Here is a 13,844-nt window from a genome sequence, read left to right on the forward strand (position 1 = left end):
AAATAACAACAAATGATAAATTATAAAGAACTTAGTCTTCTGGCTGAAAGTGAGGTAACAATTTTTTTTGAATCCACGCCGCATCCGGAGTTTACTTACCATAATCTTCAGCATACCGTTTCGGTGGCAGCAGCTTCTGAAATCATGGCGGTACATTATCAGTATGATGAAAGGTCAAAAGCTCTCTTATTTATTGCAGCATGGTTTCACGATACAGGTTATTTTCAAACTAAAGGAGAAAACCATGAAGCTGTAAGTGTAGAAATTGCCCAAGAGTTTTTAAACAAAAATGGAGTCCCGGATGATGATAAAGATTTTGTTACAAGATGTATCCTCTCAACAAAAATGCCTCAGGAGCCTAAAACTGGAGAAGAGAAAATAATATGCGATGCAGATTTACATCATTTTTCCTTACCCGATTTTTTAGTATATAATGACAACCTCAGGAAAGAGAGAGAAAACATATCAGGAAAAAAAATTTCCAAAGAAGAATGGCTGGCTGATACCCTGAAGCTCATGTCTTCTCATTCTTATTTTACAACTTATGCAGATTCCAGTTACACCCCTGGAAAACAAGATAACATTAACCAAGTAAAAGAACTCCTAAAAAAGAATAAAACAGATCAACTTTCATCTCCTAAAAAAGAAAAAGTAGAAAAGCCTAGTAAAGGCGTAGAAACCATGTTTAGAATAGCATCGGGAAACAACCAAAGGATGTCTGATATGGCAGACAAAAAGGCTCAAATTCTCATAACAGTTAATTCTATCATATTATCTATTATTTTCAGTCAGTTGATTAGAAAATTAGATGAAAGTTCCTATTTAACGATACCCACTTATATGATTTTAGCAGTCAATATATTTACCATATTTTTTTCCCTCCTCGCAACGCGTCCCAACCTTTCTTCCGGAAAATTCACTCAAAAAGATTTAGAGGAGAAAAAAGTAAATCTGATATTTTTTGGAAATTATTATAATATGCCTTTCGATAACTATCATAAGGCTATGATCTCTGTAATGGAAGATGACCATTACTTATATCAGACCCTGATTAAGGATATTTATATACAAGGAATCGTCCTTAGTAAAAAATACAGACGTCTTCGGATTTCCTACAACGTCTTTATGTTTGGCATTTTAACCTCAGCCATTAGTTTTATTATTTCACTCATCTTATTAAAATAGATTAAAAATTAAATTTCAGATACAGGAAATTAAATCCAAGAGTCAGAGATTTAAATAAAATGATTGAAAGTTATAACCATATTAATTCGTAAAATTATGTACTTCAATATTAAAAATACAGTTCCCGTTTCCATTAAAATATCTGTTCTTGGAATCATACTTCAATCGTGTGCTACCTATAATGTTCAGAAAGGAAAAAATTTGGCTGAAGTTTCTTCAAAAGACTCAACTAATATTGCGCACCAATTTCTGCTTATCGGTAATGTAGGAAATACACAAAACAATCGGGATCAACATACACTTGATCACTTACAAAATAGGCTGAATAATGCGCCGGCCAATTCTACATTGCTTTTTCTTGGCGATAATATCTACCCGCAAGGTATGCCTGATAAAAATGACAAAGACTATAAGGAGGCAAAGCTGCAACTCGAAAACCAACTTAAGATCACTCAAAATTACAAAGGAAAGACCATAGTGATTCCCGGTAATCACGATTGGAAATATGGGGTTAAGGGATTAGAAAATCAGGAAAAAGCAGTTTCCAAATACATGGATAATAAAAAAGCATTCCTTCCCAAAAACGGATGCCCTATTGATAAAGTAAAATTAGAGGATAATATTACCTTAATCACTATTGACAGCCAATGGTTTTTAGAAAACTGGGAAAACAATCCAAAAATCAATGCTGGCTGCACGATAAAATCCAGGGATGACTTTTTTGCAGAATTTGAAGATCTGATCAACAAAAACCAAAATAATCTTATTGTTGTAGCATTACATCACCCCCTAATCAGTAAAGGCATTCATGCAGGATATTTTTCGTGGAAAGACCAGCTGTATCCTCTGGGGAATCAGGTTCCTTTACCTGTGTTGGGAACTCTTATCAATGTATTCCGTTCAACATCAAGTATCAGCCCTCAGGATACTAACAACGTTCATTATGCTGCGCTGACAAGCCGTATCAAATCTATTGTACAAAACAATAATAATGTTATTTTCGTATCAGGACATGACCATAATCTTCAATATCTGGAAGAAAAAAATGTCCGGCAGATTATCAGCGGAGCAGGATCTGAAAATGGCGCCGCAAAAGTAACCCATTCCCAGGATTTTTCTTTTGGCGGAAACGGATATGCCATTCTGGATATTAACCAGGACGGCAGTGCCAATGTATCTTACTTTAATACAAAAAACGACTCTGAAAAACTTCTGACAAAGATTCAGGTATTACAAAAGGCTCAGGAACCCACTGTTCAAAAAACATATCCGGAAAAATTTTCAAAAACCATAATGACTTCGGTATATCCCGAATCTTTAACAAAAAAATCCAAGCTATACACCTGGTTATGGGGTGAGCATTATAGAAAATATTATAGCATACCTATACAGGCCAAAGTAGCGACACTAGACACTTTAAAAGGCGGGCTTTCTCCTGTCCGTGCGGGTGGGGGGCACCAGTCCAATTCATTACGTCTCATAGCTCAAAACAAACAAGAATATGCAATGAGAGGGGTAAAAAAAAGTGCCATACGGTTCCTTAATGCTGTTGCATTTAAAAATTCCAGCTTTGGAAGCGATTTCGAAGGAACTGTTGCAGAAAAATTCCTACTGGATTTTTATACCACAGGACACCCATATACTCCTTTTGCCATTGAAAACCTTGCTGAAAAAATAAATGTTCTTCATTCCAGTTCCCAGCTCTATTATATCCCCAAACAAAAAGCGCTTGGTGAGTTTAATAATGAATATGGAAATGAGCTCTATCAGATTGAAGAACGATTGTCCGGAAGCGATGAAGATCTGAAGCAGCTTAATGGGGCAACCTCCACAATGAATACCCCGGATATGATGAAAAACCTTCAAAAATCCGAAAAATATTCTGTAGACGAGCAAAGCTATATCCGTGCCCGTATTTTTGATATGCTTATTGGCGACTGGGACAGGCATGAAGGGCAATGGCGCTGGGCAGAATACAAAGAAAATGACCGTTACGTTTATAAACCTATTCCAAAAGACCGTGACCAGGCATTCAGTAAATATGACGGATTAATTTTTCAGCTTATCATGAGAACGCCCCCTTTACGGCATATGCAGAGCTTCAAAGAAGACATCCGCGATGTAAAATGGATGAACCGGGAGCCTTATCCTCTGGACCTTGCTTTTTTAAGAAATGCCACTGAACAGGACTGGAAAAAAGAAGCAGAATATATTCAACAAAACCTTTCAGACAAAGTCATTGATGATGCATTCCGTAATTTACCTAAAGAAATACAGGATGAAACCATACAGCTTATCCAGAAAACCCTTAAAATAAGAAGGGATAAAATGGTACAATATGCTGCCGATTATTATAAAGCTTTACAAAAAACTGTATTGCTCACCGGAACCAACAAACAAGACCGGTTTGTAATTACAAAAGAAAAAAATAAAATTCATATTTCACAATACCGCGTAAAAAAAGAAGGTGAAGAGCTTGTTTTTCAACGGGAATATCCTAAAAATGACACTAAAGAAATATGGGTTTATGGATTGGATGATGATGATATTTTCGATATCTCAGGAACAGGAAATACAGGAATAAAAGTAAGAATTATTGGTGGGCAAAACCATGATGTATATAATGTTCAAAATGGAAGAAATATTAAATTATATGATTTTAAATCTCAGAACAACACCTATAATCTTACAGGGCATACCGCTAAAAAAATAACAGATGAGCATGAGATCAATACCTATGATTATAAAAAACCCGTTTATAACTTTTGGGCCGGCTATCCCAGCATAAGCTACAACCCTGATGAGGGAGCCAAAGTTGGTGCGCTTATAAGCTATACCCAAAATGGGTTTGAACGTGATCCTTATACTGCTAAACATACTTTTAATGCCAATTATCTGACCGCTACAAGTGGACTTGAACTTATATATAATGGAAATTTCCCTAATGCTATAGGTAAATGGGCATTTAATTTAAATGCACGTTTTACAACACCCAACTTTGCACAAAATTATTTTGGATTTGGGAATAATACGGTTGACAATAAAGATCAGTTCGATATAGATTATAACAGAGTAAGAATGCAACAGTTACAGGTAACTCCATCTTTCTCCAAAAAGAGCTTCCTGGGCCTTGTACAGACTATTCAGCTAGGCTATGAAGATTATAAGGTTAAATATACTCCGGAGCGTTTTATTGCTCAATCCAATCAAATTGACCCTCAAATATTTGACAGTCAAAAATTTGCAGGCGCAAAATATACATTCAGTTATGAGCATAGTGATAATGCTGCTTTTCCTACGATGGGATTTGGATTTGCACTGTCGGCAGCCTGGAAAACAAATCTGGAGGATACCCAGCGCAACTTTATGACTTATGAAGGTCTCCTGAATATTGCCCATCGTATTGACAATAACGGACGCTTTGTACTTGCAACAAAGGTACAGGGAAAATATATCAACAACAGCAATTTTGAATTTTTCCAGGGCGCAGATCTGGGAGGAAACAACGGTTTAAGGTCGTTCAGGAATTATAGATTTTTGGGGCGTTCTTCACTATTTCAAAGCAGTGAAATCCGTTGGAACTTTGGACATGTAAAAAACGGAGTTGCTCCTATGGATTTCGGAATATTGGCAGGATACGACTACGGACGTGTATGGATGGATGATGAATATTCACGAAAATGGCACCAGTCTGTGGGTGGAGGAATATGGATCAGTGCTCTGGAAACACTTTCCATACGGGCTACTTATTTTACAGGAAGCGATGGAGGCCGATTTACAGCAGGAGCTGGATTCTGGTTTTAATGTAAAAAAATATTAATAATAAAAATTTAAAAAAAATGAAAGAAACTTCAAATTATCTACCGAGTGTTGTAAGCGATGAAACCCATGAATTATATTATACTTTCTATCAACCTGAAACAACAGTAAAAGCTACTATACTGATTCTTCATGGTATGCAGGAGCATAGTGGCCGTTATGCAGACTTTGCCAGATACCTGGCTCACCAGGGTTTCGCTGTACTCACTTATGACCATTTAGGACATGGAAAAACAGCGAAAAGCAAAGAGGAAATGGGATTTTTCACTTTAAAAGCCCCGGAAAAGCGACTTATACGCGATGCCAGAAATATGGCTGAATTTGTAGAAAAAAGCTACCCGGAAGTTCCTCATTTTATTATAGGACACTCAATGGGATCTTTTATTACGAGATGTTTATTGAGAAAACAATCATCCCGTTTCAAGGGAGCAGCCATTGTAGGAACAGGCGGCCCAAACCCGGCTATCGGACCTGCTAAAGGTCTTCTTTCTCTTCTTAGTTCTGTATCCCCTTATAACCGCAGTGAACTTATTGCCGAATTATTCGGTAAAATAAGCAACAGTCATTTTAAGGATGAAGAATTTGACTACGGTACCAACTGGCTGAGTGTAAATAAAGAAAACAGAAAGGCTTTTATGCTTGACGAACTGTGTGGAGTACCTTTTAGCAATAATGCATTCTATACGCTTTTTTCATTGATGGAAACTGCAACTGCCAGAGATTGGTCAAAATCAATTTCGCAGGAGTTCCCTTTCATTTTTGTAAGTGGTGCTGATGATCCTGTGGGAGAATTTAGTAAGGGAGTACAATCTACGGTTGATAATTTAAAAACTGATGGATTCAAAAACGTACAATTGAATTTGTATGACGGGATGAGACACGAGATATTAAATGAGGATATCAAAGAACAAGTGTATGCTGATATCCTGGAATGGCTCAACAAACAAGTCAGTGAATAATTAATTATTATCAAATAACATTCTTAGCCTGTTAATGAAATATCCTATATACAAAGGAAGTACCGTTAACAGGCTATTTTTTATCGCATGAGAGCTCAAAAAGCAGATGTGAACTATTACAAAATCTTTTAATCTTTTAGAATCATCCGGATTATAAAAATACAGTTCATTACAGGTTCTCTAAATATTGCTTTAAAATAACAGGATGACAATGTTCCTGATCTTTGGCAGCATACACCAGTGTAATTTTTTCCTGGTCCCGATGGCGTTTCAGAAAGTCTTTTCCAAGATTGGTTTCATGGAGCTCTTTCCTATACTTTTCAGAAAAACCTTCCCATAATTTGGGATCATGATGAAACCATTTTCTAAGTTCTATGGTGGGCGCCAGATCTTTGTTCCATTCATCAATAGCTGCATTCTCTTTAGAAAGCCCTCTCGGCCACAAACGGTCAACCAGAATACGGCATCCATCTTCCGGAGAGGGAGCTTCATATACCCTTTTTAATGCAATGACAGGAATAGCAGACATTCTTATAATTTTAAGATTACTTCATCATATTTACAACAAAATGCATTCCTATTAAAATTTTCAGTTAATCTATTTTATTTCAGCAAGAAATTCCGATCTTACCCCTTTAAAAAGATCTTACCAATTTACTAATCCCAATGAGGTTATTCCTATTCATTTTATTAAGTATTCTTTCCTTCCAATGTTCGGTAAAAAAGAATATATCTTCTGATACAACTGCAGGTTTCAGACGCGATACTTTAACTTATTTTGACTCATCCAGGCACCGAGAAATTCCCGTTGCGATATACAGCCCCTCAAATCCAGTGAATGCAAACAGAATCCCTGTGATTTTCAGCCATGGCTGGGGCGAAAATAAAGGTGGTGATTATTTTATCTATTCTTACCTGACGGAATTCCTTGCTTCAAAAGGATATTTTGTGGTCAGTATCCAACACGAGCTTCCTACGGATGAAATGCTGGCTATGGATGGAAAACTTCAGGTGACAAGAAAACCCAACTGGGAACGCGGTGTCCGGAATATCCTTTTTGTTCTGAATACAATGAAAAAAGAATTCCCTGATCTTAAGTACCGTCAACTTGTTGTAATGGGACATTCTAACGGTGGTGATATGACGTCATTGTTTGCGCATGAACATCCGGAACTCACCCATAAAGTAATTGCCCTGGACAACCGCAGAATGGCATTACCCAGAACAAAAACACCCGAAATCTATACCCTCCGTTCCAATGATTATCCTGCAGATGAAGGAGTTTTACCCTCAGAAGAAGAGAAAGAAAAATATGGAATGGTCGTAGAATTCACGACCATCCATCACAGCAGTATGGACAATGATGTAACGCCTGAAGAAAGAAAATATATGACCGAGAAAGTATTGGAATTTTTGCAAAAATAAACCTGCAGTCTATGATTACTACAACAAGAATTAAGACAAGGTGTCTATCTGTACATATCAGCTTCGAAAGGAGAATTTTTTGTCAGTTCCTGGTTTTCCAAGGTTAAAAGCTGTAGTTGCTGCAACGTCAGTTTATTTTTCATTTTCCTTTTTCTCTTTTTTGCGATCAATTAGTTTTAATTAAAACTAATTTTGAGTATATTTGTTATGAAAGTCATGAGAAAATCTCTTCCAGGCTTAGTATAATTATTTACTAAAAATGATGTCTGCAAAATCAACCCCTATTTCAGAACTGGCCTTAGAACTGGGGCTGGCTATGAATGAGATGAAAAGTCGGCTGAGACAAAAGATTCAGTCTAAAATTAATGAATATGGTTCTGATCTTTCCTTTGAACTGATTGAGATTTTGGGTCTCCTTTCCCGCAATAACGGCATCAACCAGCAGGAAATCGGAACTCTGGTAAGTAAGGACAAGTCAAGTATCACCTATCTTATCAACAGTCTGGTAAAACGGGAATTAGTGGAACGGGTTGAAAATGAAAATGACCGAAGAAATAAACAGATTTTTCTTACGCCCAAAGGGCAGCAGGCCGTAGAAGCTATTTATCCGTGGGCCCTTGAGCTTTATGGAAAGGCAGCTGGTGACCTTCATAAAGATGAGATCAACAGAGCCCTTATTCTGGTCAGAAAAATGACGGCAAACCTCGAAAATCAGGATCTAAAATAATAAAATATGAGAACAATCCTTGTACCTATTGATTTTACATCAACCACAGAAAATGCAGTAAAACTAGCTGCAGATTGGGCAAGCCATTACGAATATGAGCATATTATTCTTTTAAAAACAGCGGGAGAATCTGAATTTGATTTCCTTCATATAGCGGAAGGACATTCATTTGTAAATGGAGAAAACATCAATAATTTACTCGAAAGAACAGAGACACTGCTGGATCAGTTAGCCAGTATTATTACAGAAAAAGCACCTGGTATAAAAGTTTCAAAAGTGCTAAGCGACTGGGCTGTTACCAGAAGTATCAATGAGATTTTAACTAATCATCCTTCCGTAGAACTGATTATTCTGGGAAGTGATGACGCTGCTTCTTCTACCAGCAGCTATGTTTCAGACAACATTATAAGCATTGCAAGAACAAGCCCTGTCAAAACTTTAATTGTTCCCAATAGCTACAGCTATTCTACTATTAAAAACATATTTATTCCCTGCGATGTCAATGGTATTAAAAAATTAGAGCGATTATTTCATCACAAATCTATTATTCAAAAGCAGGATGTCCGTTTACAGTTCTTAAATATAAATACCCATGAAGGCGAGGATACCAGTAATGATAAGAAGAAAGAACTGGAAGAATATATCCGTCAGCATCTTACCGAGATCCCAAGCAGCATTCATTATTCATATGATGAAAACATTATCAAAGGAATTCTGACTTTTGCATCTTCTCATGAAACTGACCTTATCATTGCATTACCGGGAAAGCATAGTTTCCTTTACTATTTGGCAAGCAGAAGTATTTCTGAAGGAATTTACCAAAATACCCATCAGCCTGTTTTAATATTAAAATAATATTCTTCTTACTTAACCGGAGCCCTACTTTTTAATAAATATGGAAGCTGTTCTTTTCAAATAGCTTTGAAAATTAATAGTAGATCTTGGTGTTATCAAGCTTAACAAGGTTTTGCTCCTGCATTTTTTTGACATTCCGAATCACAGTTTCCACTCTCAGGCCGGTTAAAGTTGCAATCTGCTGCCTGGTATAAGGGATCAGAAAAGAATGGATCTCTTCAAATCCGAAATAATTTTTAAGATAATCAAACAGTTTCTCAAGCTTGATCATAGGGTCAGAAATAGCCAAAAAACTCGAGATCATATATCTGAAATGCAGTCTGTCTGCTGTATACCTGTTCAGATCCAGCATTAATGTTGGCTTTTCCAGTAAAATATTTAAAATTTTATTTTTAGAAATCTTAATGATCTCACAATAGGTAACGGCAATGGCATTTACAGCATAATGTTGTGTGGTAAATAAATAGCTTTCCCCAATACAGTGCCCATCAAAAGGCAGCCCATGTACAAACTCTTTTCCATCTTCCAAAAAAGTATTCAGCTTCACAGTGCCCGTCTTTATCTGCAAATAATATTTAGCCCCTGTGCCTTCCTCAAAAATATAGTCGTCCACATTGTATTTTTCCATCCGGGCTCCATAAGAAAGCAGGAGATTTTCACATATAACCATCTTGTCATTGATTTAAGTAAAATTAAATATAGAGAATGGTCCCCTTATCAGGCTGTAATTTTCTTTTTATGTTTTACACCCCAGTCTGCTAAAGCAGCAATTACATCTTTTAATGACTGACTGTATTCTGTAGGGATATATTCAACCAAAACAGGCTTATTGTCGGCAAGAACCGATCTTTCTACCAGATGGTTAACTTCCAGCTTTTTCAATTCACTCGACAAAACTCTTGCGGAAATTCCATGTATTGTTCGCTGCAGTTCGTTAAACCGGGTGTGTCCTCCCAAAATGGCGATCATTACGCGTATGGTCCATCTCCCGCCAAGGACGTATAAAGCATCTTCGGTAGCAGACATATGGGTGGTACATTGAGGCTGTGAGTATGTTAGTTTTTCTCCTTCCATTTTACTTAATTTTTGGGGTTACTAACCTAAAAGTTATTACTAACCTTTTGGTAACTGCTATCTTTTTTTTAGTAAATATAGATAATTTTGAAACATCAAATTTTTTAAAAAATAAAAAAATGAAACAAGTACTTCATATTATTTCAAGTCCAAGAACAGAATCATCAGTAAGCAAAAAACTGGGCAATGCGGTGGTAGAAAAAATTAAAGCCAGGTATCCTGATATTATTTTAAAAAAACGTGATCTGGCCAATCCTCTTTTTCCTCATTTGGAAGAGAAGCAAATCAATGCATTTTTTACCCCGGCTGAACACCGTACTCCTGAACAATTAGAATTTATTAAACTTTCGGATACAGTAATTGCGGAACTTCAGGAAGCGGACTTCATTGTTATTGAAACTCCCCTGTATAATTTCAGTATAACCTCCACATTGAAGTCATGGCTCGATCATATCGCCAGAGCGGGTGTAACTTTTCGGTATGATGAAAACGGGCCTGAGGGATTGATCAAAAACAAAAAAGTTTATCTGGCTTTTTCAAGCGGTGGAATTTATTCCGAGGGTGAAAAACAGGGCTATGATTTTGTGGTTCCTTATCTTAAAAAAACACTTGGTTTTATGGGAATGACAGATATTTCTGTAGTCCGGGCCGAGGGCTTATCTGTACCTGTTATTCAGGAAACGGCTCTGCAAAAAGGCATTGAAAGTATTGTCGTAGAATAGGAATTAAAAAAATGCTGCTTTCAATGAGGCAGCATTTTTGTTTTATTTGGGAGGTTTGTAATAAGCCTGTTTAAACTAATTAAAAATTGAGTCACAAAATCTGAGTGAAAAACTATAAACACTTTAGTTTATTTTAAGTTTATACTGATTGAAAATAAAAAGTACACGTAAGCAAAAAATCTTTGATTTTTTTAAAACTTATGTGAGTTTTAGTGAGCTTATTTTCACAGTTTTATTAACTGTTCAGGAAACTTCGTGACTTTTGACTGCGTCGAAATAACATTCATCGACTGAAAGGAGATAATCTTCAATTTATGGTTAAAATAAAAAGTGTAAACAATTTCTATAATAAATACAGAATACCATACGTCTTGTTTTTAATCTTGCTGAATATTGTCATAGGTTTGCCCTACTAAAAAAGAGACTGCTTTTTTGATTTTATCACGTCCTTCCGTAGTATTGATGTCTATACCACAAAAAATACTGCCATTCATGGAAGAATAAAGGTTCAAATAATAAAGTCCGGAAACCATAATGGCCATTACGGCGCGAAAATCCTGTGAATGTTCTTTGAAATAAGGGTCACCAACGAGTTTAAACAGAGTTTCTCCGTTTTCTTCCTGCCTCTCAGTGAGTTTTGCTAATGACTTTCTGGGTTCTGATAAACGCCACAATAATAATTTTTGAAACTCTTTGTTGCCGAATACATAATCAAATTGTGACAGTAATAATTGTTCTGTAAGTAACTTTCCTCCGTCTGTTAAATCAGGTATTGTTTTGTCGGTTGTCACATTACTCCAATAATCCTGCGAACGTATATATTCGTCCATCAGGCCATCCATCCCTCCAAAATAGGTATAAATCATTTTTTTATCCACTCCTGCTGTAGCAGCAATATCATTGATTTTCAAGGCTGCATATCCCTTTGTTTTCAGAATTTTTCCAACCGCATCCAAAAATTTCTTTTTACTACGTTCCTTGTTCCGGATACTGCCTGCTGCTGATTTTCTCTCCATGATAAACATTCAATGATACAAGTTTATGAAAAATTTTTATCATTTTAAACACTTTGTAGTGTCTTATTGTGTATATTTGTACAAACTAATACCATTCAATATATTAAAACAATTATTGAAGTTGTAAAAACGATATTCCAAACTTTCGTGAAGGGTCAGTCAGTACCACCTTTTACCACAGCAGTCATCCTAAAAGCTGTATAAAAGGTAAATTAAAAACTGAATGATCCTCACGTTACATGGTTTCTGCAGTTTATTTCTTCATACTAAGATGTTTTACGATGTAATGCAGATGATGATTTGAACACAAATACTGAAAAGTAGATTATTTCGAACACCATTTTACCAAGGTAAAAACATGAACTGTGTACAGCACCATTAGAACTCTAATGATGCTGTTTTTTTATAAAAGTGGATCAGGTGCAAAAGCTGGGGGAGAGCATAAACGTATCAATACAGCTTCTCTTTGACGCAAAGTTCTATTCTTATTATGCTTGATTTTAAGCGAGCCAAGAATGAATCGATTAGAAATCGATTTTGATGAAGCTAACTTTTTATATCGCTTATTCAGCGACAAAGTCGCCTTTCTTTGCTTTTCTTAAAAATAGAATATCCGAATGATTATTCCTTTGCGTGAAATAAAAGGTTATTTCCATCCTATTTTCAAGTCAAGTATAAAAAAATCACATATTTTATACATAGATTTTTGAATGTCATCCAAACAAGAGGTTTTAGATTTAACCCAATATGCTTAGTCCCTAAGTTTATAACCTGACCCCGACTGATCCGTTAAGCTAGCTGAAAGGCTCTATATCATCTTAATAGTGAAAATTAATGCTCCGTTTTGCAGGCCGAAATAAATTAATAATGAATAACTTACGGTTTTTTGAATTTATTTCCTTAATTTTGCACCCCGAAAATAAGGATTCAAAATATGAAAAGAGTTGGTGAGCACAGAAAGCTTCTTGGGGTTGACAAAACCGTTACTTTAAAAGAATTAAAGACTATTTACAGGAATACGATGAAAGATTCGCACCCTGATAAGTTTATTGATGATGAAGCCGGAAAACTGGAAGCAGAAGAAAAGAGCAAATCTGTGATTGAAGCCTACCACTTTTTGGTAAGTATCAATCCGGAAACACAGGAAAAATATAAAGAAGAATATACTGAAACGACAACAAAATCAAATATTCAGGATTTCTATCTTGAAAAGCAGATTTTGAAGGTTCAGCATTTGAACGGAAAGATGTATGAATATATTGGTGTTCCAAGAAATACTTATATTAAAATGGTGAATGCTGATTCACCAAGCCGTTTTGCAAGAAGACATATTTATGGAAATTTCATCTACAGAAAATCCGGTGAGGCTATGGAAGATTAATTTTTCATATAAAAATAAACAAAGAGGCTTTCAGAATGACTGAAAGCCTTTTTTATGATCAGAAGGCTGGTTTATTGGTTTTATTTTTTCATAAAGGCAATGGCTTCCACTTCTATCTGCATATCATCCAGTGCCAGCCTAGGAACCGGAATTAAAGTACTTGCCGGAAACTCATGGTTTTTCCATGCTGTATGCATTTCTTCTGTCCAGATTTTAAGCTTTTCCTGATCATGGTTTACAATCAATATGGTAATTTTAAGAACATCTTTGGTTTGCAGTCCATAGTCTGCGAGTACTGTTTCCAGGTTTTTCAGCGCTACCCTTACCTGGGTTCTGAAGTCTTTTGAAAGGCTGTGTTTCAAGCCTTCGCCTCCGCTTTGTCCGGATATAAATACATATTTCCCCTCCCCTTCAGGAGTTGCAGAATGAGAAAAAGCAAATGGTGTCGGATCGAAAAGAGCTTTTGGATTTTTGTAAGCAACAGCATTCATAGTATTGGATTTTAACGCCTTATGATCATTAGTATGTTGTGAAAAGGCCAGAAACCCTATGCAAAGAGCGGATAAATTAAATAGTATACATTTCATGATATTTTTGTATTGAATTATTGAAAACAAAATGTAGGACCAGGTGCAAAAGTTGGGGGAGAGCATAAACATACATCAATACAGCTTTTCTTTG

13 protein-coding genes are annotated in these 13,844 nt (G+C 36.0%); 8 read left to right on the top strand and 5 right to left on the bottom strand.

What is annotated here, in order from left to right; genetic code table 11:
* Window positions 1–12 precede the first annotated feature (12 nt).
* From LQV47_RS18405 to LQV47_RS18415, 3 genes are all read left to right on the top strand, one after another.
* Window positions 13–1,185: a Pycsar system effector family protein gene (locus LQV47_RS18405; protein WP_230040116.1), complete on the top strand. Its 1,173-nt coding sequence runs from the start codon at window positions 13–15 to the stop codon at window positions 1,183–1,185.
* A gap of 96 nt (window positions 1,186–1,281) precedes the next feature.
* The gene (locus tag LQV47_RS18410) at window positions 1,282–4,989 is read left to right on the top strand and encodes a metallophosphoesterase (protein WP_230040118.1); all 3,708 of its coding nucleotides are present in this window, start codon (window positions 1,282–1,284) and stop codon (window positions 4,987–4,989) included.
* 35 nt (window positions 4,990–5,024) lie between these two features.
* On the top strand, window positions 5,025–5,963 hold the full coding sequence (locus LQV47_RS18415; protein WP_230040120.1) for an alpha/beta fold hydrolase: 939 nt from the start codon (window positions 5,025–5,027) through the stop codon (window positions 5,961–5,963).
* A 169-nt stretch (window positions 5,964–6,132) separates the two neighbouring features.
* Here the strand turns inward: LQV47_RS18415 and LQV47_RS18420 are convergent, their stop codons facing one another.
* A complete protein-coding gene (locus LQV47_RS18420) occupies window positions 6,133–6,492 on the bottom strand; it encodes a DUF488 family protein (protein ID WP_354961219.1) in 360 nt (119 codons plus the stop codon).
* 305 nt (window positions 6,493–6,797) lie between these two features.
* On the opposite strand from LQV47_RS18420, the gene LQV47_RS18425 reads away from it, so the two are divergent.
* From LQV47_RS18425 to LQV47_RS18435, 3 genes are all read left to right on the top strand, one after another.
* Window positions 6,798–7,388: an alpha/beta hydrolase gene (locus tag LQV47_RS18425; protein ID WP_230040122.1), complete on the top strand. Its 591-nt coding sequence runs from the start codon at window positions 6,798–6,800 to the stop codon at window positions 7,386–7,388.
* 259 nt (window positions 7,389–7,647) lie between these two features.
* On the top strand, window positions 7,648–8,115 hold the full coding sequence (locus LQV47_RS18430; RefSeq protein WP_230040124.1) for a MarR family transcriptional regulator: 468 nt from the start codon (window positions 7,648–7,650) through the stop codon (window positions 8,113–8,115).
* Window positions 8,116–8,121: 6 nt separating this feature from the next.
* Window positions 8,122–8,970, top strand: coding sequence for a universal stress protein (locus LQV47_RS18435; RefSeq protein ID WP_230040126.1), 849 nt, complete (start codon window positions 8,122–8,124; stop codon window positions 8,968–8,970).
* Between the two features lie 73 nt (window positions 8,971–9,043).
* Here the strand turns inward: LQV47_RS18435 and LQV47_RS18440 are convergent, their stop codons facing one another.
* The gene (locus LQV47_RS18440; protein WP_230040128.1) at window positions 9,044–9,640 is read right to left on the bottom strand and encodes a Crp/Fnr family transcriptional regulator; all 597 of its coding nucleotides are present in this window, start codon (window positions 9,638–9,640) and stop codon (window positions 9,044–9,046) included.
* 47 nt (window positions 9,641–9,687) lie between these two features.
* Window positions 9,688–10,044 carry a helix-turn-helix domain-containing protein gene (locus LQV47_RS18445; RefSeq protein ID WP_230040130.1) on the bottom strand — a complete coding sequence of 119 codons (357 nt, stop codon included), beginning with the start codon at window positions 10,042–10,044 and terminating at the stop codon, window positions 9,688–9,690.
* Between the two features lie 119 nt (window positions 10,045–10,163).
* On the opposite strand from LQV47_RS18445, the gene LQV47_RS18450 reads away from it, so the two are divergent.
* Entirely contained in the window at window positions 10,164–10,766 is a 603-nt protein-coding gene (locus LQV47_RS18450; RefSeq protein ID WP_230040133.1) for an NAD(P)H-dependent oxidoreductase, read from the top strand.
* 377 nt (window positions 10,767–11,143) lie between these two features.
* On the opposite strand, the gene LQV47_RS18455 is transcribed toward LQV47_RS18450, so the two are convergent.
* Window positions 11,144–11,782 carry a TetR/AcrR family transcriptional regulator gene (locus LQV47_RS18455; protein WP_230040136.1) on the bottom strand — a complete coding sequence of 213 codons (639 nt, stop codon included), beginning with the start codon at window positions 11,780–11,782 and terminating at the stop codon, window positions 11,144–11,146.
* 934 nt (window positions 11,783–12,716) lie between these two features.
* Between LQV47_RS18455 and LQV47_RS18460 the strand changes: the two genes are divergently transcribed.
* Window positions 12,717–13,163, top strand: coding sequence for a KTSC domain-containing protein (locus tag LQV47_RS18460; protein ID WP_230040138.1), 447 nt, complete (start codon window positions 12,717–12,719; stop codon window positions 13,161–13,163).
* A gap of 80 nt (window positions 13,164–13,243) precedes the next feature.
* Here the strand turns inward: LQV47_RS18460 and LQV47_RS18465 are convergent, their stop codons facing one another.
* Entirely contained in the window at window positions 13,244–13,750 is a 507-nt protein-coding gene (locus tag LQV47_RS18465; protein ID WP_230040141.1) for a RidA family protein, read from the bottom strand.
* Between the last annotated feature and the right edge of the window lie 94 nt (window positions 13,751–13,844).

The sequence above is a fragment of the Chryseobacterium sp. Bi04 genome, assembly GCF_918698085.1.
GTDB lineage: Bacteria > Bacteroidota > Bacteroidia > Flavobacteriales > Weeksellaceae > Chryseobacterium.